At 74.5% G+C, this 26,691-nt stretch carries 15 protein-coding genes; 5 read left to right on the top strand and 10 right to left on the bottom strand.

What is annotated here, in order from left to right; genetic code table 11:
- Positions 1-54 precede the first annotated feature (54 nt).
- The 8 genes from ACFVFH_RS31560 to ACFVFH_RS31525 form a co-directional block, all read right to left on the bottom strand.
- The gene (locus tag ACFVFH_RS31560) at positions 55-1,491 is read right to left on the bottom strand and encodes an MDR family MFS transporter (RefSeq protein ID WP_383775015.1); all 1,437 of its coding nucleotides are present in this window, start codon (positions 1,489-1,491) and stop codon (positions 55-57) included.
- Positions 1,488-11,483, bottom strand: a complete 9,996-nt coding sequence (locus ACFVFH_RS31555; protein ID WP_383775013.1) for an amino acid adenylation domain-containing protein — start codon at positions 11,481-11,483, stop codon at positions 1,488-1,490. The genes ACFVFH_RS31560 and ACFVFH_RS31555 overlap by 4 nt, the downstream gene beginning before the upstream one ends.
- Position 11,484: 1 nt before the next feature.
- Entirely contained in the window at positions 11,485-12,270 is a 786-nt protein-coding gene (locus tag ACFVFH_RS31550; RefSeq protein ID WP_383775010.1) for an ABC transporter ATP-binding protein, read from the bottom strand.
- Complete coding sequence (locus ACFVFH_RS31545) at positions 12,267-13,208, bottom strand: FecCD family ABC transporter permease (protein WP_383775206.1); 942 nt, start codon at positions 13,206-13,208, stop codon at positions 12,267-12,269. Before ACFVFH_RS31545 ends, ACFVFH_RS31550 begins: the two co-directional genes overlap by 4 nt.
- 50 nt (positions 13,209-13,258) lie before the next feature.
- Positions 13,259-14,281, bottom strand: a complete 1,023-nt coding sequence (locus ACFVFH_RS31540; RefSeq protein WP_383775008.1) for a FecCD family ABC transporter permease — start codon at positions 14,279-14,281, stop codon at positions 13,259-13,261.
- The gene (locus ACFVFH_RS31535; protein WP_383775006.1) at positions 14,278-15,273 is read right to left on the bottom strand and encodes an ABC transporter substrate-binding protein; all 996 of its coding nucleotides are present in this window, start codon (positions 15,271-15,273) and stop codon (positions 14,278-14,280) included. The genes ACFVFH_RS31540 and ACFVFH_RS31535 overlap by 4 nt, the downstream gene beginning before the upstream one ends.
- Before the next feature lie 101 nt (positions 15,274-15,374).
- Positions 15,375-16,226, bottom strand: a complete 852-nt coding sequence (locus tag ACFVFH_RS31530) for a siderophore-interacting protein (RefSeq protein WP_383775003.1) — start codon at positions 16,224-16,226, stop codon at positions 15,375-15,377.
- Positions 16,223-16,462: a phosphopantetheine-binding protein gene (locus ACFVFH_RS31525; protein WP_383775204.1), complete on the bottom strand. Its 240-nt coding sequence runs from the start codon at positions 16,460-16,462 to the stop codon at positions 16,223-16,225. Before ACFVFH_RS31525 ends, ACFVFH_RS31530 begins: the two co-directional genes overlap by 4 nt.
- Before the next feature lie 340 nt (positions 16,463-16,802).
- Between ACFVFH_RS31525 and dhbA the strand changes: the two genes are divergently transcribed.
- From dhbA to ACFVFH_RS31505, 4 genes are all read left to right on the top strand, one after another.
- The gene (gene dhbA / locus ACFVFH_RS31520; RefSeq protein WP_383775000.1) at positions 16,803-17,633 is read left to right on the top strand and encodes a 2,3-dihydro-2,3-dihydroxybenzoate dehydrogenase; all 831 of its coding nucleotides are present in this window, start codon (positions 16,803-16,805) and stop codon (positions 17,631-17,633) included.
- 71 nt (positions 17,634-17,704) lie between these two features.
- Positions 17,705-18,910 (top strand): isochorismate synthase DhbC, encoded by a 1,206-nt coding sequence (gene dhbC, locus ACFVFH_RS31515; RefSeq protein ID WP_383774997.1) that lies wholly within the window; start codon positions 17,705-17,707, stop codon positions 18,908-18,910.
- 20 nt (positions 18,911-18,930) lie between these two features.
- Positions 18,931-20,568 (top strand): (2,3-dihydroxybenzoyl)adenylate synthase, encoded by a 1,638-nt coding sequence (locus tag ACFVFH_RS31510; RefSeq protein WP_383775200.1) that lies wholly within the window; start codon positions 18,931-18,933, stop codon positions 20,566-20,568.
- Between the two features lie 76 nt (positions 20,569-20,644).
- On the top strand, positions 20,645-21,277 hold the full coding sequence (locus tag ACFVFH_RS31505; protein ID WP_383774994.1) for an isochorismatase family protein: 633 nt from the start codon (positions 20,645-20,647) through the stop codon (positions 21,275-21,277).
- A gap of 30 nt (positions 21,278-21,307) precedes the next feature.
- Here the strand turns inward: ACFVFH_RS31505 and ACFVFH_RS31500 are convergent, their stop codons facing one another.
- Positions 21,308-21,892, bottom strand: coding sequence for an SMI1/KNR4 family protein (locus tag ACFVFH_RS31500; protein WP_383774991.1), 585 nt, complete (start codon positions 21,890-21,892; stop codon positions 21,308-21,310).
- A gap of 87 nt (positions 21,893-21,979) precedes the next feature.
- Complete coding sequence (locus ACFVFH_RS31495; protein WP_383774989.1) at positions 21,980-25,615, bottom strand: CHAT domain-containing protein; 3,636 nt, start codon at positions 25,613-25,615, stop codon at positions 21,980-21,982.
- A gap of 101 nt (positions 25,616-25,716) precedes the next feature.
- On the opposite strand from ACFVFH_RS31495, the gene ACFVFH_RS31490 reads away from it, so the two are divergent.
- A complete protein-coding gene (locus ACFVFH_RS31490) occupies positions 25,717-26,688 on the top strand; it encodes a hypothetical protein (RefSeq protein WP_383774986.1) in 972 nt (323 codons plus the stop codon).
- The last annotated feature ends 3 nt before the right edge of the window (positions 26,689-26,691 follow it).

The following is a 26,691-nucleotide window of genomic DNA, read 5'->3' as shown; positions in this document are numbered from 1 at the left end:
GGGGTCCCGGTGCCCGGGCACCGGGACCCCCTGGTCCGGCGGGAGGACCGTCCGTCAGCCCGCGGGCTTCACCGGAGACTCCGCCGGCTTCCCCGAGGGGCGCGGACCGGTCCGCGGCAGCCGGGTGGCCCCGACGGCGGCGAACAGGCAGAAGCCGAGCACCCACCAGAAGGTGTCGCCGAACGCCCCGGAGACGTCCGGGCCCCGGGCGGACAGCCGGTTCTGAAGGACCACGGCGAGCGCGGCGGTGCCGACCGAACCGCCCACCGTGTTGAGCAGGTTGAGCGCTCCGGACGCGCGCGGGAGGAGTTCGGGTTCGATGCGGCTGTAGACGATGTTCATCACGGGCGCGCCGACCATGGCCATCCCGACGCCACGGACCGCGAGCGCCGCCGCGATCGCGATGTCGGGAGGCTCGTGGCCGAGCTGGGTGAACGGCACCGTACCCAGCAGGATCAGCCCGATGCCGGTGACCACCAGGGTCCGGGGCGCGACTCTGTCGATGGTGCGGTTGACCAGCACGGACCCGGCCGCCGCGCCGATCCCCTGGGGGGCGAGGAGGAGCCCGGCCCCCCAGGCCGACATTCCGCGGCCGGTCTGGAAGTACAGCGGCAGCAGGAACATCGTTCCGAACACCGAGGCGCCCAGGACGAGCAGCGCGACGGCGGCCGCGCCGAAGGGCGGCCGGGCGAACAGCCGGGGGTCGACCAGCGGTGTGCGGCGGGTGCGCAGTCCGTGCACGGTGAATCCGGCCAGCATCGCCAGCCCCGCCGACACCCCGGCCGCGGCCGGGAGGGTGCGGCCGTGGGCCACCTCGGTCAGCCCGAACACCAGCACGGCCAGGCCGGGCGAGAGCAGCAGGGCCCCGCGCAGGTCGAAGGCCGTCCGCCGGGTGGCGGGGGGCACATCGGGCACATGGCGGCGGGCGAGCAGGACCGCGACCGCGCCGATCGGCAGGTTGACCAGGAACAGCCAGGGCCAGGGCGCCACCGCGAGGATGGAGCCGCCGGCCAGCGGGCCGAGCACCGGTGACAGCAGCGGGACCACCGCGACGACACTGATCACCCGGCCGGTGCGGCCGGGCCCCGCGACCCGGGCCAGCAGCGCCTGCCCGGTGGCGGGCAGCAGCCCGCCACCGAGCCCCTGGACCACCCGGAACAGGATCAGGCTGGTCACCGACCAGGCCGACGCGCAGAGCACCGAGCCGAGCAGGAACACGCCCACGGCGACGAGCCATGTCCGTCGGCCGCCGAACCGGTCGGCCAGCCAGCCGGACGCGGGCACGGCGGCCACGACGGCCAGCAGATAGGCCGTGGAGACCCACTGGATTTCCGCCACGGAGGCATCGAACTCCTGGGCCAGGCCCTCGATGCCGACGCTGACGATGGTGGCGTCCAGGGTGGCCATGAAGGTGCCGAGCACCAGGATGAACGCGGTCCTCAGCAGCTGCTTGTCCACCCGCTCCACGGGTGGCGCGGCGCCGCCGCTCATCGGCCCTCCAGGAGGTTGCTGACGTCGTCGTCCAGGTGCTTGTCCAGGCTGCCGAGCAGGTCGAGCAGTTCGCCCGCCAGCCCGTCGACGTCCGTACCGGCCCGGTGGGCGAGCACACCGGTCCAGCCGTCGCCGTCCGGCATGACGGTCAGGGTCGCGGGGTGGTGGGTGGATTCCCGGAAGCGGGTTCCCACGACCGTGAGGCCCGGGGCGGGTTCACGGAGCCGGTCCGGGTCGACCGGGTAGTTCTCGAAGACCACCAGGCTGTCGAAGAGCCTGCGCCGCCCGGTGAGCCGTTCCAGGTCGGACAGGGCCACGTGGTGGTGGTCGGCCAGCGTCCGCTGGCGGGACTGGAGTTCGGCGAGGCTGTCGGCGAGGGTGCCGTCGAGCCGTGCCCGGACGGGCACGGTGTTGGCCAGCAGCCCGATGATCTCCTCGACGCCCTCCAGCGCCGGGGGCCGGCAGGCGACCATGGCGCCGAAGCAGACGTCGGCCCGGCCGGAGCGCCGCGCGAGCAGCACCGCCCACGCGCCCTGCACCAGGGTGTTGCGGGTCAGGCCGCGCCGGGCGGCGAGCCGGGTGAGCTCGGCGACCAGCGCCGCGTCGAACTCGATGACCTCGGGTTCCTGCCAGGCCGGACCGGGTTCGCCGCCGCCCAGGTAGTCGCCCTCGGGCAGTCCGTCGAGCTCGGCCGCCCAGGCGCCGAGGTCGGGCTCGTGCTCGGCGCACCAGTCCAGGTAGCCGGCGAACGGCACGGGGGCCGGCAGCTCCGGAGCCCCGCCGCGCAGCCTCGCCGTGTAGAGGGCGAACAGCTCGGTGAGGATACGGGGGGCCGACCAGCCGTCGGAGAGGACATGATGGCTGGTCAGGACCAGGTCGGCACGGTCGGGTCCGCGCCGGACGACGGTGAGGCGCAGGAGCGGTCCCCGGGCGAGGTCGAACGGTTCGGCGAGGTCGGCCGCTAGCACCTCGTCGGCGGGCCCGTCGCCGAGGCCGAGGTCCGGCCCGTCGCAGACACGGAAGTCCGGCCGGGGCGACACCGGGATCACCGCCAGGGAGGCGGGGAACACGGCGCCCAGGTTCGGGTGCCGGGCCAGCAGGTCGTCGCCCGCTCCCCGCAGGGCATCCGTGTCGAGCGGACCGGCGAGGGAGAACGTCGACTGCACGGTGTACGGGTCGGGGCGCTCGGTGCGCGAGTGCCGCAGCATCACCTCCTGCAACGGGGTGAGCGGCTGCACTCCGGCGACCGGGCGGTCCCGGTCGAGTGCCCCGAGCTCCGGTGCGGCCGCGATCCGCAGCAGCGCGGTCCGCAGGTGCTCGGCCAGGTCCTCCACCTCGGCGGCGGTGAACAGCGCGGACGGCCAGGTGATCCGGACCCCGAGCATGTCGTCGCGCACCAGGGCGTTGACCATCAGTCCGTACGGCAGGGGCATCGCGTCGGAGCCGCCCGAACCGAGCGGGTCGGCGTCCGGGGGCGCCTGCCACGGCGTCTCCCGGTCCGGGGCGCCGGGGTACCGGCCGAGGTAGTTCCAGGCGATCTCCGGGGTCACGGGGTCCAGCAGGCCCGCCGCGGTGAGGATGCCGTACCCGAGGCCGTCGCCTTGGGCGCGCAGCCGCTCCCTGACCGCCGTCACGTCGTCGCCGGCGTCGAGCCGCACGGGGTGGACGGCGGTGAACCAGCCGACGGTCTGGGAGAGGTCGACCTCCCGGGGACGGCCGTGGCTCTCCAGCGCGACCAGTACCTCCGGCGTTCCGCGCCAGGCGCGTACGGCCTGGGCGAGCGCCGTCAGCAGCACGGCGTCCGGGGTGGTGCGGTGGGCGGCCGGCAGGGTCGTGACCAGGGCCCGGGTCGCCCCGGCGTCGAGCGCGATCTCGTGGTGCGTCGCGGTGGCCACGGTGTCGCGTGCGGGGTCGAGCGGCCGGGCGAGGGCCGGGGTGGCGCTCATCCGCCGCCAGTGCGGGAGTTCGGCCCGCCGGTCGGCGTCGCGCAGCGTACGGGCCCAGCCGAGGAAGGACTGGCCGTGCCGGGTCGGCGTCCCGCCGGAGTGGATGTGTTCCAGGTCGTCCAGCAGCACGCGCCAGGACACCCCGTCGACGACCAGGTGGTGGGCGACGAGGACGAGCCGGCCCGGCCGGTCCGGCCCGGCGTCCACCCAGACCGCGCGCAGTACGGGGCCGGTGCGCGGGTCCATCGCCTCCCGGGCGGTGGCGATCCCGGAGTCGACGGTGGCCCGCAGGTCGTCCCCGGCCCGCAGTGCGGTCAGCACCTCGGCGCCGGTCACCGCGCCGACCGGCGGGATGCGCAGCACGTCGTCGGCCAGATGGGCGCGCAGCACGTCGTGCCGGGCCAGCAGCGCGTCGAGTACGGCCCGCCAGCCCGTCTCGTCGCCGCCGGGCGGTACGCAGATCTCCACCCACTGGCAGAAACCGTCGGCGGCCGCCCCGGAGCGGCGCAGCAGCTCCCGCATGACCGGGGTCAGCGGCGCGTCCCCCACGGCGGGTGCGGTGTCGTCGTCGAGGGCGCGGGCGCGCGCCGCGATGCCCGCGACCGTCTCCCCCTCGAACACGTCCTTCGGGGTCAGGCCGAGTCCTCGGCGCCGGAGCCGGGAGACCAGTTGGAGCGACACGATGCTGTCGCCGCCGATGTCGAAGAAGCTGTCGTCGGGGCCGATGTCGTCGGTGCCCAGGATCTCGCGGAACACTCCGAGCAGTACCGTCTCCGCCTCGGTGGCCGGTTCGCGCCGCGCGGCGCTCACGGTCCCGGGGTCGGGCAGCGCGGCGGGGTCGAGCTTGCCGCCGGGGCTCAGCGGCAGCCGGTCGATCGGCACGAGTGCCGTCGGCACCATGTGGTCGGGGAGTTCTCCGGCCAGGTACGCGCGTATCCGCGCGGTGTCCGGGTCGGCGCCGTCGCTCGGGATGACGTAGCCGACGAGCCTGCCCTCCCGCACGATCACGGCCGAGGCGCGCACATCGGGGTGGCCGGTCAGCGCGGACTCGATCTCGCCCAGTTCGACGCGGAAGCCGCGGACCTTGACCTGGTGGTCGGCGCGGCCGAGGAAGACCAGTTGCCCGTCCGGCCGCCAGCGCACCAGGTCGCCCGTGCGGTACATCCGATCGCCGGGCGGGCCGTACGGGTCGGCCACGAAGGCGGCGGCGGTCAGGGCGGGCCGGCCGAGGTAGCCGCGGGCCAGGCTCGGCCCGCCGAGGTACAGCTCGCCCGTCACGCCGACGCCGACCGGCTGGAGCCCGCCGTCCAGGACGTAGGCGCGGACGTTGGGGTCGGGGCGGCCGATCGGCAGCGGTCCCGCGTCGTCCGGGTCGTAGTGCCAGGTCGTGGAGTTGACCGTGACCTCGGTCGGTCCGTAGGCGTTGAAGAGCGCCCGGCGGCCCCGGCCCCAGCGGCGGGCCAGTTCGGGGTCGAGGCGTTCGGCGCCGACGACGAAGAACACGTCGGGGTCGACGGTGCGGTCGTCGGGCATCGCGGCCAGGAACGAGGGGAGCAGGTTCACTCCGGTCACCCGGTGCTCGACGATGTAGTCGAGCAGTTCGTCGCCGGGGACGCGCACCTCCTCGGGGGCGATCACGGAGGTGCCGCCGGAGAGCAGGGGCACCATGGTCTGCCAGAACGCGACGTCGAACCCGGTCGACGCGAAGTGCAGGTAGCGGTCGTGCTCGGTGACGCCGACGACCTCCTCCTGGAGCGCGATCAGGTCGGGCACGCCGCGGTGGGTCACGCCGACGCCCTTGGGCCGTCCGGTGGTGCCCGAGGTGTAGATGACGTAGGCGAGCGCGTCCTCGGTGAGCCCGGCGCGGGCTCCGGCCGGGTCGGTGTCCGGTGCGTCGGCGAGTGCGGCCGGGTCGTCCAGGCGCAGTACCGGGACGCCGCGGTCGACGGGCGGTTCGGCGCCGGTCGTCACGAAGGCGGCCGGGGCGATGTCGTCGACCATGAAGGCCAGCCGCTCGCGCGGGTAGCTCGTGTCCATCGGCACGTACACGGCGCCCGCCTTGGCGACGCCGAACAGGGCCACGGTCATCTCGATGTCACGGCCCGTCAGGACCACGACCGGGTCCTGCGGTCGCACCCCGAGCCCGATCAGCGCGTGGGCGACCTGGTTGGCCCGCCGGTCCAGTTCGGCGTAGCTCAGGCTGCGGTCGCGGCAGACCAGGGCCTCGGCGCCGGGCCTGCGGCGCACCTGGGCGGCGAACTCCTCCAGCCAGTGGCCGCGGGTCCTGGCGGGGGTGGCGCCGGTGCCGGTACGCAGCATCCGGGCGCGCTCGTCGGCATCGAGCGCGGGCAGCCCGATCGCGGGCCGCGCCGGGTCGTCGACGATCTCGCGCAGGAGGTTGTGGAGCCAGCGGCCGTAGTCGCGCACCGTCTCCGCGGCGAAGGCGCCCGGCTGGTGGCCGAGGCCGATGGTGATCTCCTCGTCCGGGATCACGATGACGGTCAGCGGGTAGTGCGTGGCGTCGGTGATGTCCACGCCGGTCAGGTCGAGTCCGGGGGCGAGCGGGGTGCGGTTGCGGCTGGAGAGCGGGAAGTTCTCCATGACCAGCATGGTGTCGAAGAGTTCGCCGACGCCCACCGCCCGCTGGATCTCGGGCAGGCCGACGTGGTGGTGCTCGGCCAGTGCGACGCTCTCGGCGTGCACCTGTGCCATGAGCTCCAGCACGGTCTGGTCCTGGGTGTGCCGGACGCGTACCGGGACGGTGGTGCCGAGCTGGCCGATCATCGACTCGACGCCGTCGACCTCGGCGGGGCGCCCGGAGACCGGGCAGCCGAAGACGACGTCGCGGCGTCCGGTGAGCCTGCCCAGCAGCAGTCCCCACGCCGTCTGGAGCACGGTCGTCAGGGTGATGCCCCGCTCGCGGGCGAAGGCGCGCAGCCGGTCACTGAACTCGCGGCCCAGCGCGACGGTCTCGCGGCCGGGGCGCTCGACACCGGTCCCGGTGCTTGCGGGGGCCAGCCGGGTCGCCTCGTCGACGCCGGCCAGCGCGTCCCGCCACGCGGCGAGCGACGCCTCCGGGTCCCGGCCCGCCAGCCACCGGAAGTACTCCGACAGCGGCGGGGCGGTGGGCGCGGCGGGGCCGCCGCCCAGCTCGGCGTAGAGGGCGAGCAGGGTGCGGCCGACCAGCGGCATCGACCAGCCGTCGAGCAGGGCGTGGTGGTTCGTGATCACCAGCTTGTGCTCGGCGGGTCCGACCCGGGAGAGCAGGAAGCGGATCAGCGGCGGCCGGGCCGGGTCGAAGGGGCGTTCCAGATCGGCGCGGGCCGCTTCGGGGAACCGGTCGTCCTGGCGCCAGTCCAGGGTGACGTCGGCGGGGACCACCTGCACCACGTCGTCCCCGGCCGTGGCCAGATGGACGCGGAGCGCGGGGTGGCGGCGCAGCAGTTCGTGCGCGGCCTCGGCCATCCGGGCCGGTTCCAGTGCTCCCGCCAGGGTCGTCACGGCCTGGACGACGTAGACGTCGGTGTCATCGGCGTCGCGGACCAGGGTGTGGAAGGAGAGTCCGACCTGGAGGGGGGTGGCGGGCAGTACGTCGGCGACGCGGCCGGTGCGTTCGAGGGCGTCGATGGCGCTCTGGTCGAGGCCGACCAGGGGCAGGTCCGACGGGGTGAGCCCGCCCTCGGTGTGCAGCGCGTGGGCGGCCAGCGCGTCCAGGGCCGCGGCCCAGGACTGCTGGAGTTCCGCCACGGCGTCGGCGCCGAGCACCCCGGTCGCGGCGGTCCACTCGACGGCGAGCCGCGGCTCGTCCTGTTCGTGGACGAAGCAGTTGAGGGCCAGTACCTGTTCCAGGGCCTTGGCGTCCGGCTCGGTCACCGAGAAGGCGTCGTCTTCCGGGAGGGCCCATCCGGTGCCGGTCAACGGGGCGAACCGGCCCAGGTAGTTGAGGAGCACGTCCGGCGGCGGGGTGGCCGCGAGCCCGGGACCGGCCTCCGGGTCGAGGTGGCGCAGGACGCCGTAGCCGACGCCGCCGTCGGGGACCGCGCGCCGGGCCTCCTTGGCGGCGCGCAGTGCCCGCCCGATGTCGTCGAAGGCGGGTACGCGCACCGGGTACTCGCTGGTGAACCAGCCGATGGTGCGGGCCAGGTCGAGGTGTTCGCGGCCGTGTCCCTCCATCGAGACGGTCACCGCGTCCTCGCGCAGGCCCCAGCCCCGCAGGGCGAGCACCAGCGCGGCCAGCAGTACCTCGTCGACGCCGGCGCGGTAGGCCGCGGGCAGGGTCGTCAGCAGTGCCTCGGTGGCCTCGGCCGAGGCCACGGTGACCGAGCGGTGGGCGGTCGCCACCGTGTCCCGCGCGGGGTCCAGCGGCCGGTCGCCCAGCCGGGACGCGGCTTCGAGCGCGGTGCGCCAGTGGTCGAGTTCGCCGCGCCGCGCGCCGGATTCGCCCTGCTCGGCGAGGAGGAGGGCGTGCCGCCGCCAGGACGTCCCGGCCGGGGCGAGGGTGCCGCCCGTGCAGGCCGTGTGCAGGTCGGGCAGGAGGATGCGCCAGGACACGCCGTCCATGGCGAGGTGGTGCACGACGACGACCAGCCGGTCCGGGGTGCCGTCGTCGGTGCGGAGCAGGGCCGCCCGCAGCAGGTCGCCCGACCTCGGGTCGAGCTCTCCGGCCAGCCGCCGGGCCAGGGCGGTCACGTCCTCGCCGCGGAACTCGCCGACGACGGCCCGTACCAGGCCGCGGGGCAGTGTCTCCAGGCCGTCGGCCACCCGCAGCCGCAGGGCGTCGTGGTGGTCGAGCACGGCCTGGACGCCCGTGACCAGGGCGTCGTGGTCGAGTCCGTCGACGCTCAGGGCGGTCCACTGCGCGTATCCGGCGACGACGTCCACATCGGGGTGCGGGTCGAGCAGACCGCGCACGATCGGCGGGGCGGGCACGGCGCCGACCGGGTCGTCCACCGGCTCCGGGGCGTTTGCCAGCAGCTCGGCGGAGGCCGCCAGTGCGGCGAAGCTGCGGCGTGCCAGCAGGTCCCGGGGCCGCAGCCCGAGGCCCGCCGCGCGCAGTCTGCTGCTGACCGTGATCGCGGTGATGCTGTCGCCGCCGAGGGCGTAGAAGTCGTCGTCCACGCCGACGCGTTCGACGTCGAGCGCCTCGGCGAGGACCGCGCACAGCAGTCGCTCCCGCTCGGTGGCCGGCTCCCGGCCGTTGCCGCCCGGCAGCGCGGGTGCGGGCAGGGCGGCGCGATCGAGCTTGCCGTTGGGTGTGAGGGGCAGCCGGTCCAGCACCACCACCGCCGTCGGCACCATGTGGTCGGGCAGCCGCGCGGCCAGGTGGGCGCGGGCCTCGTCCCCGGTGACGGAGGCGGACACGATGTAGCCGACCAGTCTGGACGAGCGGACCGAGGCGGCCGCCGCGCCGACGCCGGGTACCGCCGCGAGCGCCGCCTCGACCTCCCCGGTCTCCACCCGGTGGCCGCGGATCTTGACCTGTCCGTCGCCGCGGCCCCGGTACTCCAGGCCCCGGCCGGGCACCCAGCGGGCCAGGTCGCCGGTGCGGTACATCCGCTCGCCCGGCGCGCCGAAGGGGTCGGCGACGAAGCGCTCGGCCGTCGCCCCGGGCCTGCCGAGGTAGCCGCGGGCCAGGTGCGGCCCGGCCAGGTACAGTTCGCCCGGCGTGCCGTGCGGCACGGGTTGCAGCGCGCCGTCCAGCAGATGGATCCGGGTGCCCGCGAGGGGGTGGCCGATGGTCGGTTCGCCGCCGTCGATCCGGGCGGTGGTGCTGTCGACGGTCGCCTCGGTCGGCCCGTACATGTTGCGCGCGGTGACGCCCGATCCGGCGACCTTCCGCCACAGGGCGGGCGGGGTCGGCTCGCCGCCGAGGACCAGGAGTGCCGGCCGCCGGTCCAGCAGCCCGGCGTCGACCAGGGGCGAGGCCATCGACGGGGTGGTGTCCACGATGTCGATGCCGTCGCGGGCGTACGCGTCGAGCAGGGCGTCGGCGTCGCGGGCGGTCTCGCTGTCGTAGACGTGCAGTTCGTGTCCGCACAGCAGCCACACCAGGTGGTCGAGGGCGGAGTCGAAGGCGAACGAGTAGGTGTGGGCGGCGCGCAGCCGTCGCCCGGTGGTCCGTTCGGCCTCGGCGACGACCGTCGACCGCTGGTGGTGCAGCAGCGCGGCCAGGCCGCCGACCCGGCCGAGCACGCCCTTGGGGCGTCCGGTCGAGCCGGAGGTGTGGATGACGTAGGCGAGGTGCTCGGGGTGGCGGGGCGCGGACAGTTCACCGGCCGTCAGGGGCGCGGCGGAGAGCCCGGCGGCCTCGTCGAGCAGGGTGGTCCACGGCAGCCCGTCCACCGCCCCGGCGGTCAGCACCAGTGCGGGGCGGGCGTCGTCGATCAGCTCGCGCAGCCGCTCGGGCGGGTGCGCGGCGTCCAGGGGCAGGAACGCGGCACCGGCGTCCAGCACCGCCAGCAGCGCGACCACCGAGTCGGCGGAGCGCGGCAGCGCGAGCGCCACCACGTCGTCGGCCCCGATCCCGCGCGCCCGCAGGGCACGGGCCACCCGGTGCACCCGGTCCGCCAGTTCCGCCGCGGACAGCCGGTCGTCGCCGCAGACCAGGGCCGTGTGCCCCGGGCCCGCGGCGGCCATCGATTCGAGCGCGGCCGGCACGTCCACCGGCGTACCGGGCAGCGCGGGCGGGCACCAGTCGGACGGCGGCCCGGACGTGTCGCCGGTCAGGGCGATGCGTCCGACGGGCAGGCCGTCGGTCAGCCCGGACAGCAGGGCGCGCAGGCCCGAGAGCAGGCCGTCGACCGAAGCCTGGTCCTTGGCGCGGGCGTCGACCTCGAAGCCGAGCAGCAGTCCGCCGTCGCGGGTGGGCAGGACGCTCAGGCCCATGTCCTCCGGCGGTCCGCCCGCGACGTTGCGCATCACGCCCGCGGCCCCGGCGAAGTCGAGCGCCAGGTCGAACGCCTTGAGGTTGATCCCGCGCCCGTGCAGCAGCGCGCCCGCCCCGGGCGCTCCGAGGTCGCGGGGCAGGTCCTCGCCCCGGTAGCGCTGGTGGTCACGCATCTCGCGCATGGCGGAGGCGACCCGCCGGCTCAGCTCCACGAGGTCGTCCCCGGCGCGCACGGTCACCCGCAGCGGCAGCACGTTGACCGCCATGGCGGGGGTGCGCAGTTCGGTCGATCCGGTCCGGCACATCAGCGGCAGTGCGAACACCACGTCGGTGCGGCCCAGTACGCGGTGCAGGAAGGCGGCGTAGCCGGCGATCAGCGCCTCTCCCCAGGTGACGCCGATCCGGTCGGCGAAGGCGCGCAGCCGGGCCGTCTCCTCGGGGGTGACGACGGCGCGGGCGGTCAGCGTGCGGTCGGGGGGCCCGGCCGCGGAATCGCCGGGGTCGCCGAGGTCGGGCAGCGGGGTGAACCGCTCGACCCAGTACGCGCGGTCCTCGGCGCACCGGTCGCCGTCCCGGTAGGCCCGGTCGGCGGCGACGAGGTCGGCGAAGCGGCCGAACGTCGGCCGGGGCGCCTCGGTCCCGCGCACCAGGGCGGTGTAGCGGGCGGCGGTGCGGCGGGCGAGCATGGAGGCGGTGTAGCCGTCGAAGACCAGGTGGTGGCCGAGCTGGGTGTACCAGACCTCCTGGTCCGACAGCTTGATGACGGTACGTGAGCAGAGCGCCCGGCCGACCATCCCCCGGCATGCCTCGGCGAGCCGTTGCCGTTCGTCCGCGACGAGCACCCGGGCCGCGGCCGCGGGGTCGGCCGCGCCGCTGACGTCGACCACCTCGGGCAGCGCGACCGGCTCCTCGCTCACCGCCTGGCGCGGCCCGTCCGGGGTGTCGTACACCCGCAGCCGGAGGGTCTCGGCCTCCTCGGTGGTCGCCCGGACCGCCTCGGCCAGGGCGTGCGGGTCGACCGGCTCGCCGCCGGATATCTCCACCACGTCGCCGACCACGTAGTACGGCGAGTCGGGTTCGAGGCGCTGCGCGTTCCAGATGCCCAGCTGGGCTCCGGTCAGGGCGAGAAGGCCGTTGGAGGGCACGCTTGCGGGGCTCAACTTACTCTCCTAGAAGTGTGGGAACGACCATCGGTGTGCCGGTCACCGGGTCGGGGACGATGACGCTCGGCAGGTCGAACACGTCCTTGATCAGCGCGGCGTCCACGATGTCCCCGGGGTCGCCCTCGGCGACCACCCGGCCGTCCTTCATGGCGACCAGGTGGTCGGCGAACCGGCATGCCTGGTTGATGTCGTGCAGGACCGCGACGACGGTGCGGCCCTCGTTGCGCAGCCTGACCAGCAGGCCGAGCAGTTGGTACTGATGGGTGATGTCGAGGAACGACGTCGGTTCGTCGAGCAGCAGATAGGGCGTCTGCTGGGCGAGCACCATGGCCATCCAGACCCGCTGCCGCTGTCCGCCGGACAGTTCCTGCACGGGTCTGTCGGCGAGGTCCCGGACTCCGGCGGCGGCCAGCGCCTCGTCCACGGCGCTCTCGTCCTCCCGCGACCACAGGGCCAGCAGCGACTGGTGCGGGAACCGCCCCCGGCCCACCAGTTGCCGGACCTTGATGTCGTCCGGTGCCAGCGGGTCCTGCGGCAGGAAGCCGAGCTTCTTGGCCAGGGCCCTGGTCGGGTAGTCGCCGACCTCGCGGCCGTCGAGCTCCACCCGCCCGGAGTCCGGGCGCAGCAGCCGGACCAGCGCGCTCAGCAGGGTGGACTTGCCACAGCCGTTGGGGCCCACGACGGCGGTGAACGCGCCGTCGGGAATGTCGAGGCTCAGCCGTGTGGCCACGGTCCGGTCTCCGTAGCGCAGGGTGATCTCCCGCGCCGTCAGGCGTGCGGTCACGCGCGCCTCACCTCCTTCGTCAGCAGCCAGATCAGATAGCAGCCGCCGATCGCGGTGCTCACCACGCCGACGGGCAGCGCGACGGGCGCCAGCAGCATCTGGGCGATCAGGTCGGCGCCCAGGAGCAGCACGGCTCCGCTCAGCGCGGCCGGGAGCAGGGGTACGCCGGCCGCGCCGGCGAGCCTGCGGCCGATCTGCGGGGCGGCCAGGGCGATGAACGCGATCGGGCCCGCCACCGCGGTCACGGTGGCCGTGCAGCCGACGCCGACCAGCACCATCAGCAGCCTCAGCCGGTCGAGTCCGACCCCGGTGGTCACCGCGATCGCGTCGCCGAGCGAGGCCTGGTGCATGGCGTGCGCCCGCGTGGCCATGAGGACCAGCAGTACGGCGATCACCGAGAACGGGATGCCGAGGTCGGCCCAGCCCACTCCGTTGAGCGAGCCCGCGCTCCAGCCGACGGCGGCGATCGCCACGTCCAGTTCGGCGCGCAGCACGATCCACGAGTTGATCGCGGTCACCATCGCGTTGACGGCGATGCCGATGACCACCAGCCGCATCCCGGAGAAGCCCCGTTCGACGGAGAGCAGGTAGATCGTCGCCGCGACGACGAGCCCGCCGAGCACCGAGCCGAGGGCCAGTTGCGCGGAGGTGCCCGAGAGCACGGTGAGGGCGACCAGGGCGCCCGTGTAGGCGCCGGCGTCGAGGCCGATGACGTCCGGGCTGCCCATCGGGTTGCGGGTGAGGTTCTGGAAGATCGCCCCGGCCACGCCGAGCGCGGCGCCGAAGACGAGTCCGGCCAGGACCCGCGGCAGCCGCCAGTCCTCGATCACCACGGAGTGCTCGGCCCCGGTCAGCACGGCGAACACCCGGCCCGGGGAGGACCAGGAGGCGCCGTAGCAGAGCCCGAGGAGTCCCAGACCTAGCATCAGGACGACCATCACGACGACGAGCAGCAGCGTGCGGCGTCCGACGGCGGGTACGCGTACGGTCACAGCGATCCCGCCCCGTACCGGCGCACGGCCCAGATCAGCATGGGGCCCCCGAGGAACGCGGTCACGATGGCCACCGGCACCTCGCCGGTGGGCAGCAGCACGCGCGAGCCGATGTCGGCGGCCAGCAGCAGGATCGGTCCCAGCACCATCGTGTAGAGGATCAGCCACGGGACCGAGCCCGCGGCGGGCCTGCGGACCAGGTGCGGCACGATCAGCCCGACGAACAGGATCGGTCCGGCCACCGCCGTCGCCGCCCCGCTGAGCACGGTGATCAGCACCAGGGCGGCGCCCCGTACCCGGCCCACCCCGGCGCCCAGCGTCTGGGCCACGGTCTCGCCCAGTGTCAGGGCGTTGAGGGCCCGGCTGAGCAGCAGCGCGCCGAGCAGGGAGGCGCCGATGGCGGTCAACGGCAGGGCCAGCGGGGCCTGTTCGCGGCCCGCCAGCGACCCCACCGACCAGAACCGGTAGGAGTCGAAGACGTCCGGGAGCATCAGCCGCAGCCCCATGGCGACCCCGCCGAGCACCGCGGTGAGGGCGACGCCGGTGAGGACCAGGCGCAGCGGTGAGCGCCGTCCGACGGCGGCGACCAGCAGGGCCGCGAGTACGGATCCGGCGATCGCGAAGCCCAGTTCGCCCGCCTGTCCGGCGGCCAGGCCGAGCGCCGATCCGACGGTGACGGCGAACCCGGCGCCCGCGGTGACCCCGAGGATGCCGGGCTCGGCCAGCGGGTTGCGGGCCAGCGTCTGGATCAGCGCGCCGGCCACCGCGAGCGCCGCGCCCACCGCGATGGCGAGCAGGGCGCGCGGGGCCCGGATGTCGCGCACGATCACCTGGTCGTCGGTGCCCCGGTGGTCGAAGAGTGCCCGCACGACCTCGGCGGGCGGAACGTGGCGGGCCCCGACGCCCATGCTGAGCACGGCGATCGCTGCCAGCAGCAGCAGTCCGCCGACGAGCAGGCCGATCTGTGGCCCGGCCCGTCCGGTCCTCGCCGTCCGGGGCGCGCGGCCCGCGACGGTCACCGGTTCAGCAGCGGAGCGAGCGACGTGTCGATCGCGTCCAGGGTCTTGAGGGCCTCGCCGTAGGTCGCGGCCTCGGTGTAGCGGAACGGGAAGACCTTGCCGGCCTTGACGGCGGGCAGGTTCTTCCAGAGCTTCGAGTCCAGGACGTACTGGACGGACTTGGGGACGCTGCCGTCGGCGTTGACCGAGTACGTCAAGACGTCGGCCTCGCGGAAGGCGGCGGGGAGTTCCTCGATGGAGGGGTACTCGCTGACCGACTGCGAACCGGGGCCCGCCTTCTTGACCTTGCCGTAGTACGTCGCGCCGAGGTCCTCGGCGATGTTGGTGCCCCACGAGCCGTTGAACTCGCGCTGGAAGGTGCCCTTGGCGGCGTCCCCGTACGCGCCGACGTGGCCCATCTTGAGCTGCGGCAGCACGTCCTTGTACTTCTTGGCGAGCTCCGCGGCCTTGGTCTCGTACGTCTTCTTGGCGACGTCGAACTGTCCGAGTGCGCCCGCGGCGTCGGCCTGCTTGTGGGAGAGCTCGCGCCACGCGGAGGGCACGGTCGGGCCGATCGCCACGACCGGGGCGATGGACTCCAGCCGCTTGATGTCGATGTCGCCGAGGACCGGGGCGGGTACGCCGATGACGATCAGGTCGGGGTCGGCCTCGGCGACCGCCTCGTAGTTGGTCTCGGCGGCCTGCTCCCCCGCGACCTTGGGAAGCTTCTTGTAGGTGGCCAGGTCCTCCTTGGTCATCATCGGCTCGCCGCGCTTCCACGACGAGATCCCGACCAGTGGTGCGTCGGCCTCGATCATGACGGGCACGGCGTAGCCGGTGGCCACCACGCGCTTCGGATCGGCGGGGATGGTGATCTTGCCGTTGTCCGCGGCGAACACCCGGGTCTTCGACTTGCCCGAGGCGTCCGGCCCGTCGTCCGACGACCCGCACCCGGTCAGGACGAGGGCCAGCGACACGGCGCCGACCAGACCGAAGGTTCTGCGTATGGACATGTGGTGCTCCTTGCTGATTGCGTGAGGGCCGTCCGGATCGACGGCCCGGTGACGGAAGTGCGGGGAGGCGGCGTGAGGCCGGCTCCCTTCGGGTCCGCGGGTCAGTGGTCGTCCTCGTCGAAGTCGGCGACGCCGCGCTTCCAGTAGCCGGTGATGTCGTGATCGGCCCTGTCCAGCCGCAGCACGTCGCGGACCCAGCGGCGCAGCGGTTTGATCTGCCCCGCCTCGCCCGCGACCCACACGTACACCCGCTCCCCCTCGGGCACGGTCACGGAGGTCACGGCCCGCTCCAGCGCGTCGCCGGTGCCCGGGGGCAGGTCGCCGCGGTGCAGCCAGCGCACCTCGACGCCCTCGGGCGCGGACAGCTCGATCTCCTGTGCGGCGTCGACGACTTCGACGAATGCCCAGCCCTTCGCGTCGCCGGGGAGTTCCTCCAGCCAACGGGCGATCGCGGGCAGGGCGGTGATGTCTCCCGCGAGCAGGTACCGGTCGTAGGCGTGCGGGACGATCAGCCCGCCGGGCGGCCCGGCGACGTGCATGGGGTCGCCGGGCCGGGCCGCGCGTGCCCAGTCCGACGCGAGGCCGCCGTCGTGCGCGGCGACGTCGATGTCGATCTCGCCCACGACCGGGTCGTAGCGGCGCACGGTGTACTCCCGCGAGACGAGCGCGGGCCGGGGCCAGCTGAGCATGGCCCCGTTCGGTTCGGGCAGCCGCAGCGTGCCGTCCGGGTCCGGGAAGATCAGTTTCACGTGTTCGTCCGGCGCGTGGGCCTCGAACCCCTCGGCGCCGGGCCCGCCCAGCGTCACCCGCAGCAGACCGGCGCCGACGGTGGTCACGCGGACGACCTCGGTCGCCCGGATGCCGATCGGGTAGCCCACCTTCTCGGCGTGGCGGCCCGCCCGGACCTCGGCGATCCGCTCCAGGTGCCGGTGGCGGTGGTCGACGCGGCTCATGCGGCATCGCCCGTCAGAAGGGTGATCCAGTGCCCGAGTTCGGGCTGTTCGGCCAGGTCGGGGAATTCCAGTGCGGCCGCTCCGGCGGCGCGCCAGCGCCCGACCAGGGTCATGATCCGCACCGAGTCCAGGCCCAGGTCGACCAGGTTCTCCTCGGGCGCGATCTCGGCGGGGTCGCAGTCGAGCAGTTCCGCGACGTCCGCTCGGACGCGTTCGGGCGACAAGGTCTGCTGCATCGGGGCTCCTGCGGGGACGAGCGCCGACAGCGCGGTCGACGCGTCGGCGGTGGTGGTCACGACGCCATGGCGCGGGGCGTGCGCCCGGTCATGGCGTGCGGGAAGAACGGGAGAAAGCGGTGGTCAGCCGGAACACCGGCACCCCCACTTCAAACCCAGGTAAGGCTAACCTAACCGATCGATGCCGGACACCTGCCCGTACCCCCGCACGAACCGACCCCCTCGTGCCAACTCCGCCCGCACCAAAGCGGGTCACACCACCACATCGCCCCACCGGTACCTCCGTCGACGGTCAAGAGTTAGGTTACCCTTACCTAACTTTCCCCACAGGAGGTTGCTCATGCCTGAGCACATACCGGACAGAAGCGGCGAGTTCGACGGCCGCACTGTCCTGGTCACCGGTGCCGCACAAGGCATCGGGGCGGCCGTCGCCGAGTTGTTCGCCGGACTCGGCGCCCAGGTGGCCGCCACCGACCGCTCGCCCGACGGCATCGACGCCCTGGCCGCGAGGTGGATCCGCCGGCAGCGGGAGGCCCCGGGCGCCGCAAACGCGGCGGGCCGTCTGGAGCCGTACGTCATGGACGTCACCGACCGGCCCTCGGTGGAGCGCACCGTGGCCCGCGTCGAGCACGAACTCGGCCCCGTAGACGTGCTCGTGAACGTCGCGGGCATCCTGCGCACCGGTCCCGCCGCCGAACTCTCCGCCCAGGACTGGTCGGACACCTTCGCGGTCAACACCAGCGGCGTCTTCCACGTCTCGCAGACCCTCGCGCCCCTGATGGCCGGACGGGGCAACGGCTGTGTCATCACCGTCGGTTCCAACGCCGCCGGAATTCCCCGCACGGGGATGGCCGCCTACGCCGCGTCGAAGGCGGCGGCCACCATGTTCACCAAATGCCTGGGCCTCGAACTCGCCCGCAGCAACGTGCGCTGCAACGTGGTCGCCCCCGGATCCACCGACACGGCGATGCAACGCGCCCTGTGGACCGGCCCCGGCGCCGAGCAACGCGTCATCGACGGGGACCCGGCGACCTACCGCACCGGCATCCCGCTGGGCCGCATCGCCGCCCCCGAGGACATCGCCGAGGCCTGCGCGTTCCTCGCCTCGGACCGCGCCCGCCACATCACCCTCCAGGAACTGTATGTCGACGGCGGCGCCACCCTGCGCTGAGCGGCCCTCGACCCGTCCGTACCCCCCCATCCACCGCACTCGCTGACCGAACCACCGAGAATGGAGCCCCCGTGTCGACGGCATCCCAGGTCGCCACACACGTACCCGCGGCCGATCCGGCCCACCCGGCCGTAGGCGCCGCCACCTCACTGCTGGACGCCTACGCACCGGGTGACCGCTTCCTCGCCACCCCGGGACGCACCCTGCTGGCACACGGCGCGGTCCGCCCCGTGCCGCACGACGAGAGGCCCCTGGACGACCGGGTGCGGGCCGCCCTCGCCGAGGCGGGCGCGGCCGGACAGCCGGAACCCGTGGTCATCGGCGCCATCCCCTTCGACCACGAGGCCCCGGCCGCCCTGGACGTACCGACGGCACTGCGCGTCGCGCCGCCGCTCGCCTCGGACCCGCTGATCGCCCTGCCCGTCGCAGTCTCCGGCCCGGCCGGCTGGGCGATACGCCCGGTGCCCGGACCCGAGGTCTACGGGGCGGGCGTGGCCTCGGCCGTGGAGCGCATGTGGCGCGGCGAGTTCAGCAAGGTGGTGCTCGCCCGCACCCTCGAACTCACCTCCCCCGGCCCGCTCGACCTGCCCACGATGCTCCAGCGCCTGGCCCGCCGCGACCCCCTCGGCCACACCTTCGCGCTGCCGACCGGGCCCGGCCGCACCCTCATCGGCGCCAGCCCGGAACTGCTGGTCTCCCGGCAGGGGCGGCAGGTCGTCGCCAATCCGCTCGCCGGGTCCACCCCGCGCAGCACCGACCTCGCCGAGGACGTGCGCCGCGCCGCCGCGCTCCTGGAGTCCGCGAAGGACCTCCACGAGCACGCCGTCGTCGTGGACGCCGTCCACCAGGCCCTGGCCCCGCACTGCACGGAACTCACCGTCCCCGCCCGGCCGACCCTGATCCGCACCGCCACCATGTGGCACCTGTCCACCACCGTGACCGGCACGCTCGCCTCCCTCGACACCTCGGCCCTGGCGCTCGCCTGCGCCCTGCACCCGACACCCGCCGTGTGCGGCACGCCGACCTCGACGGCCCGTCAGGTCATCGCCGAGACCGAGCCGTTCGACCGCGGGTTCTTCACCGGGATGGTGGGCTGGGGCGACGCCCGCGGCGACGGCGAGTGGGTCGTCACGATTCGCTGCGCCGAGGCCGAGCAGCGCACCCTGCGCCTCTACGCGGGAGCGGGCGTCGTGGCCGCCTCCGAGCCCGAGGCGGAGACCGCCGAGACCGCGGCCAAATTCCGTACGTTCCTCAGCGCCCTGGGAGCCGAACTGTGAGCCGAAACGTGAGCCGGGACGTGAGCCGGGACGACGCCCCCACCTGGCCGCCCGTCTTCGCCGAGCGGTACCGGGCCGCGGGCTGGTGGCGCGGGGAGACCTTCGGCTCCATGCTCCGGGAGCGCGCCGAGGCGCACCCGGACCGGATCGCGGTGGTCGACCCCGTCGCGGACATCCGGTGGAGCTACGCGGAGCTGGACCGGCGCGCCGACCGCCTGGCCGCGGGGTTCCTCGCCCGGAACATCACCAAGGGCGACCGCGTGGTGGTGCAACTGCCCAACATCGCGGAGTTCTTCGAGGTCGTCTTCGCACTGTTCCGGATCGGCGCGCTGCCCGTCTTCGCGCTGCCGGCCCACCGCGAGACGGAGATCTCGTACTTCTGCTCGTTCACCGAGGCGGTCGCCTACGTCATCGCGGCGGAACACGACGGCTACGACTACCGCGAGCTGGCGGCGAAGGCCCGCGCCGGGGCCGACACCCTGCGGCACGTGTTCGTCGCCGCCGGGGACCCGGGCCCGTTCGAGGCGCTGTCCGACGTGGCGCGGGCTCCGGTGAGCTGTCCCCCTCCCCGCCCGGACGACCTGGCCTTCCTCCAGCTGTCCGGCGGGAGCACCGGCGTCCCGAAACTCATTCCGCGCACCCACGACGACTACCTCTACTCGCTGCGCGGATCGAACGACATCTGCGGGGTCGACGAGAACAGCGTGTACCTCTGTGTGCTGCCCGCGGCCCACAACTTCCCGCTCTCCTCCCCCGGCTCGCTCGGCACGCTCCACGCCGGCGGACGCGTGGTGCTGTGCCCGCGGCCCTCGCCCGAGGTGGCCTTCCCGCTGATCGAGCGGGAGGGGGTCACCCTCACCGGGCTGGTGCCGCCGCTGGCCCTGCTGTGGACCGAGGCGGCGGCCACCACCGCGTACGACCTCGGCAGCCTGGACGTCCTGCTGGTGGGGGGCGCCAAGTTCAGCGAGGAGGCCGCGCGGCGGGTCGGACCGGCCTTCGGCTGCACCCTGCAACAGGTCTTCGGCATGGCCGAGGGACTGGTCAACTACACCCGGCTGGACGACCCGGACGAGGTGATCGTCACCACCCAGGGGCGGCCCATCTCCCCGGACGACGAGATCCTGGTCGTCGACGACCACGGCCGCGAGGTCGCACCGGGCGAAACGGGCCACCTGCTGACCCGCGGGCCGTACACGATCCGCGGCTACTGGCGGGCGCCGGAACACAACGCCCGCTCCTTCACCGAGGACGGCTTCTACCGCACGGGCGATGTCGTCCGGCTCACCCCGAGCGGGCACATCGTCGTCGAGGGGCGTGCCAAGGACCAGATCAACCGGGGCGGCGAGAAGGTCGCCGCGGAGGAGGTGGAGAACCACATCCTCGCCCACCCGTCCGTGCACGACGCCAATGTGGTGGCCGAGCCCGACCCGTACCTGGGCGAACGCGTCTGCGCTTACGTGATCCGGCGGCCCGGCACGGATCCGCTGAAGCCGGCCGCCATCAAACGGTTCGTACGCGAACGGGGCCTGGCGGCGTACAAGGTGCCGGACCGGGTGGAGTTCGTGGACGTGTTCCCGCAGACCGGTGTCGGGAAGATCTCCAAGAAGGAGCTGCGGACCGCCGCGGCCCGCCGCGCGGACGTCCCGCCCAACGCCTGAACCGGACCGGCCCGCCCGGCCCCTCCCCCTTTTCCCACTCCGGCCCTTTTCCCACTCCGAACGGATTCCCAGCACCATGGCCCTGCCCGCCATCGCCCCGTACCCCATGCCGACCGCCGACGAACTGCCCGCCAACCGGGTCGAGTGGACCGTCGACCCCGCGCGCGCGGTGCTCCTCGTCCACGATCTGCAGAACTACTTCCTCTCGGCCTACGACCGCGGCACCTCGCCGGTTCCGGAACTCCTGTCCCATGTGGCCGAGTTGACGAAGGAGGCGCGGCGCCTGGGCATTCCGGTGCTCTACACCGCGCAGCCCGGCGGCCAGAGCGCGGTCGAGCGCGGGCTCCAGCAGGACTTCTGGGGTCCGGGCCTGCCGGCCGATCCGGAGGCGGCCGCCATCGCGGAGGCCGTCGCACCCGAGGAGGGCGACACGGTGCTCACCAAGTGGAAGTACAGCGGCTTCGTCCGCACCGATCTCCTGGAACGGATGCGCGAGCAGGGCCGCGACCAGATCGTCGTCACCGGCGTCTACGCCCACATCGGCGTCCTGATGACCGCCTGCGACGCCTGGATGCAGGACATCCAGGCGTTCGTGGTGGCCGACGCGGTGGCCGACTTCTCCGCCGAGGACCACGCGATGGCGCTGCGCTGGGCGGCCGGAAAGTGCGCCGTCGTCACCACCACCCGGTCCGTCCTCACGGGCGGCTGACCGGGGCGCGTCGCCGCCCGGCGCCCTCGGCTACCGGCCGTCGGCCACGGCGCCCGGGGCGTCATCGAGGTCCTGCTCCGGGGTGCCGTGGACGGCGGACTCGTCGACCAGACCCATGACGAAGGCCTCGAAGTCCTCCGCGACCGGAGTGATCGCGAAGTCGCCCTCCTGGTCGACATGGACCACGGCCGGTTCGCCCCGCCTGCCGCAGGCGCGGTAGTCGAGGGCGAGCATGTCGTGTCCGGCGGAGGGGGTGTCGGCGAAGTAGACCCCGATGTCGGGGTACTCCCACATGTCGATCCAGAACCGGCTGCCGAACTCGCCGCCGAGCGACTGCGGCCGGGTCCGTCCCACGCCCCTGATGCCGGTGATCACGACATGGTCGTCGGCCCGGGAGGACGGTCCGGCCAGGGGGAAGTGGTCCCGCCCGGGGATGCCGCCGTTGTGCGCGGCCATCAGCGCGAGGTACGAGGCGGGGAGCCGGTATCCGCCGAGCTCCTCCTCCAGCGACGCGATCAGCCCGGGGGCGGGCGGGCCCTCCTCCACGTACTCGCTCAGCGCGTACGCCGAGTCGTCCCAGAACCCGGCCTGGTCGAAGCCCTCGAAATGTCCCACTGTGCCCTCCCAGACCCGCTCGCCCGGCGATCGTACGTCCCGGCCCCGGACGCGGGTGCGGCGCCCCGGCGCCGTGTGCGCGCCGCGCTACCCGCCGCTCGCCGTGGGATTGCCCTGATGGGTGAAGGCCGCCCAGTGGTGCAACCGGTGCAGATCGGGCCGGGCGGCCTCGGCGCGGAGGGGGCCGTCGAGGGCGGGCGGGGGTACGCGGCGCGGGTCGAGCATCCAGAGCTGGGCGGCGCGCAGGGCGTCGGGCGGCGCCAGGCCCCGGGCGGTGAGGTGGTGGTGGAAGACCGCCATCATCACCGAGGTCGGTCCGTCGCGCACCGCCCAGCGCGACCCCACCACGTCGGCGGCCCCGCCCGTGACCAGTGCGGTGGCGAGGGTCAGCGCCTCGTCGTGGTGGCCCGCGCTCAGGTCGGTCTCGCAGGCGCTGAGGACGACCAGGGGACCCGCCGCGCCGGGCCCCCGGTCGGCGGAGGCGTCGAGGATGTCCGCGACGGTGAGCCTGCCCGCGTCGGCCCCGGCGCCGGACGGGACGGCGAGCCGCAGCTCCGACGCGGTGGGCCGGGGCGCGGCGACGGCATGACAGGACAGATGGATCAGCGCGGCCGGGGCCGGACCTCCGGGCAGCACGGCGAGCAGGTCCTGTGGTGTACCGGCGGCATCCCGTTCCCCGTCCGCGCCGAAGAACTCGCCGTAGCGCAGCGCTCCGGCGTAGCAGGCCGAGCGCAGTGCGGCCGTCTCCAGCTCGGCCCACGGCAGGGTGAGTTCCGGGTCGGCGACGAGCACCTGCGGTCCGGTGGCGGGGGTCATCCGCCGCCGGGCGGCCGCCGCCAGGAACTGGGCACCGGAGGGGGCGTAGCTGAGGACCGCCTCCTGACAGGCGTACCGGTGGCCGTGCTCGCCCGGGCCCCGAATGCGCGCGGCGTGCCACGGGACGACGCCGAGCGGCCCGCACGGGACGAGGACGATGCGCGGCGGGCGGGCCAGGGGCCACTGGGCCGCGAGCGTCGGCCGCACGGCGCCGAGCACCGGTCCCATCACGGCCCGCCAGGCCCAGTCGCACAGCGCGTCCAGCGCCTTCTGCCAGCGCTCTTCGCAGGCGGCGAGCGCCGCCGGTCCCCACTCCGGGGCGGCGAGCCCCCGGGAGCGTTCCGCCGCCGCCTCCAGATAGCGGTCCAGCGGCGGGCTGCCCGACCGGAGCAGTCCCGGAAGCGCGACGGTGGCCGGGGCCGTGCCGGGGCGCAGGATCAGCGCACGGCCGGGGAACCCGCCGTCGGCCGTAGCTGCTCCGGCCACCAGGTACACCAGTGCGTCGGTGTCCGTGGCGGCGAGCCCGGCGGACACGTCGGCCGGGCCGGTGGCGCCGAGGAGCGGCCGGGGGCCGGGCCCGTGTGCGGCTCCCCGGCCCGCTCCGAGAGCCTTGAGCACCATGCGCCGCAGACCGCTGGGGATCGGCGGGGCGTCGTCGGAGGCCGTCCCCGGGCCGGGCCGGACCGGGCTCAGGGGCACCTGGGCCCGCCACCGCCGGGCGAGTCCGGGGTGGCCCGCGGCGTCGAGCAGTGCCGGGATGTCCCGGGTGGCGGCGGCCGCCTGGAGCACCAGGGCGCGGCCCCGCTCCAGGTCGGCCGCGGCGTCCGCCGGCCGGGCGGTGCGGAAGGCGATGAAGGCGAGGCGCCACGACAGGGCGGCTCCGTCGAGCGCCGCCGTCAGGCCGTGGTCGGCGCCCGACTGGAGCAGGACGTCGGCGGCCAGTTCGCCCAGTGCCTCGCGGAAGACGTCGACGCAGGCCCGCTGGTCGGCGGCGCGGTGCGGGCCGCCGCGCGCGGCGCGCATGAGGTGGGCCTCGGCCAGCTTCGTCAGGACGTCCACACGGTGCGCCCGGCCGCGCCCCTCGGCGATCAGCGCGCGGACGCGGGTCAGCTCGGTGATGGCTTCGTCCAGCAGTTCCCCCGGCCCCTCGCCGCGCACCACGTCGAACAGCATCCGCAGTCCGAGAGCGCTCCGTCGGTCGTACTCCTGGTCGTGGTAGAGCTGTGGGCCGGCCAGGGCGCCGCGGAACTCGGAGATCGCACGGGACAGGACCTCCGGTTCGTCCCCCTCGGTCGACCCGGGTTCCTCGGTGGGGCGCAGCAGGGCGTCCAGATCGGCGATCCGTTCCTCCAGCGCCCCGCGCCGGTCGGCGTCCGGCGGCAGGGCCGCGTACCGGGCGCGCAACTCCTCGCCCAGACGGGGCAGTTCCCCGTGGTTCCCGGTACGCCGGGCGTGGCTCAGCTCGGCATCGGCGGCGGAGAGCGCGAGGTCGAGGACGAACGGCGCGTCGGGCGGCACCGAGCCGTCGCGCTCCAGGGCGGCGCGCAGTTCGCGCAGGGAGGCCAGGGCGGCATCGGCGTCGTGGAAGCTGCCTCCGTGCACGGCGGACTGCTCCAGGACCCCGGCCAGCTCCGCCTGGAGGACCACACCCCACCAGGAGCCGTCGGGGCTCGCCCCGATCGCCTCCCTGAGCAGTGCGGCGGCGTCGTCCAGATAGCCGGGGTCACCGGTGCGGTGGGCGAGGAGCCGGTCCCACCGCGCCGCCACCTGCCGTTCGCGGATGCCGGTGTGCGCGACGAAGTCCCTTACGTGGTGGTCGAGATACGGGAGGACGCCGGGATCCACCGCCGTGCCGATCGGCCAGTCGGCCAGGCGGTCCGCGCCGTCGCCGTCCGGCTCGGGCGTGGGCCGTTCCGTCCCGGAGAAGTCAGCCGGCTCGCCGGTCAGGTCCTCCCGCGCGAGCAGCAGGTAGGCGTGGAGCCTGGCCACCCGGGCCCGCCGCGGGGTGTCCGGCGGCCAGGCGCGCATGCTCCTCGACGCGAGGTCGGCGGCCCGGCGCAGTCCATCGGCACCGGCCGTGCGACCGGCGGCGAACCGGCGCACCAGCAGCGCGGTCTCCGGGTCGAGGACCGGGTCGCCGGACGCGGAGTCGCTGTCCGGTCCCGCGGTGAACCCGACGACCAGACGGACGAGTACGCGGGTGAACCGCGCCGTGCTGCACGAGCGGGCGAGGTCCACCATGCCCCGTACCGCGTCCAGGAGTCGGCCCTGTGCCGAGGAGACGTCCTCACGGGCCGCCGCGACGTGGTCCGCCCGGTCCGCGGAACCGGCGGACGCGGACGGGGCGCGCCCGGCCGCGAGCATCCGCTCGATGACGTCCCGGTTGTTCTCGTTCCGCCTGTGGAACTCCTCGTCGCCCGGCGCCCCGGCGATCCGGTCGACCACCTCCCGGGCCTCGACGAGGTCACGGCAAAGGGCGTCCGTGAGGACCCGCCCGTCGGCCGCGTCGAGCAGTGCGTTCCGGAGCGCGGTACGGCTTCCGTCGGCCCGGGGCAGGACCCAGGGCGTGAGCAGGAAGAGCAGCAGCATCCGGGACAGCACCACGAGCGGGGCGTCGAGGGGTCCCTCGCGGTCCACCCGGCGCAGGCGCCGCAGCGCCTCCGCCCGCTCGTCGGGGTCGCACGCCGTCCCGTCGCGCCGCAGGTGGCAGCGCGTGCCGATCAGGAGGGCCGCGTGCACGCAGACATCGGGGTGTTCCACCCCGTGCCGGAGCAACTCCCTTTCGGGGGACAGGAGTTCCTCGATCGCGGATTCCAGTCGCGTCCCGTCCTTCCAGCCCTCGCCCGCCAACAGCCGCCCGGCCGCGCGGACCGCCGCGGCCGCCCGCCCGCGCAGTTCCTCAGTCATGCGCCCGCCCCGCGCGCCCCGCGCCCGGCGATACGCTGACGGTCGGTACAGCCCGGGACCGTCGAAGGACGGACCCGCCGAGCACTCCGGGAAGGGGCACCGTGCGCGAGGCCAGGACGAGGATCGCAGACGCACTGACGGACTCCGGGCGTCGCGACCGGGAGACGGCGCTCCTGGTGCTGGGGCACGCCATGCGCTGGGCTGCCGACGCGCTCGGCGCGCCGTACGCCACCGAGGACGCCGACGGAGCCGACGCCCTGACCGCCCTGTACGCGCTGGACGACGCGCTGCACGAGACCCCCGACCTCGCCGAGGCGCTGCCGGCGCTGCTCCGGGCGGCCCGAGCGGGCGAGGCGCTGGGGCGGGGCGTCCAGGACATGATGGGCGAGCTCACCTCGCTCACCGAGCGGATCGCGAAGGAGCATGCCGCCCTCGACGAGTTCCTGGCCCGCGAGGCCGAGCTGCGGCGGCGCCTCGCGGAGCACGAGAAGCTGAGCCGGGAGGTCGACGAACTGCGGCGGCTCGAAGAGCTCGTGGCGGAGCTGGACGGCGTACGGGCCCAGCAGGCGGCGATCGACGACCGGCTGCGGGAGCTGCGCGACCAGGACCCCGACGCGGCCGACCGGGAGCTGCGCACCGGCGCCGAGGCCCTGCTGCGCCTCACCGAGCAGCAGCTCTCCGTGCTCGCCCCACGGACCCGGCAGTCCCTGGAGCAAGTGGACGCGGCACAGCGTGAACTGGAGGAGACCCGCCGCAGGACGGCTGGGAGCACCCAGGAGCTCGCCTCCTTGCGGGAGGCCCTGGAGCACGTCCGGGCCGAGTACAGCACGGTGTTCGCTTCCCTGACCCGCCATGCCCGGGCCGACCGGGAGCTGGCACACGCCCTGCGCGAGGCCGCGGACGACGACGGCGAGGCGCGGGCGCCGGGTCTGAGCCTGGCCGAGGTGGCGGTGCTCACCGAGACCGTCGAGCGCCGGCTCGCCGAGGCGGACCGTGCCCTGCGCCGTGCCCTCGCGGAGCGGGACGCCCCCGACGCCGACGGCCGGGGGAAGATCACCCGCGCTCCGGCGTGAGGC

The sequence above is a fragment of the Streptomyces sp. NPDC057697 genome (assembly GCF_042799335.1).
Taxonomy (GTDB): Bacteria; Actinomycetota; Actinomycetes; order Streptomycetales; family Streptomycetaceae; genus Streptomyces.
The sequence above is the reverse complement of the archived record's forward strand: the minus strand, read 5'-3'. Positions and strand labels throughout refer to the sequence as shown.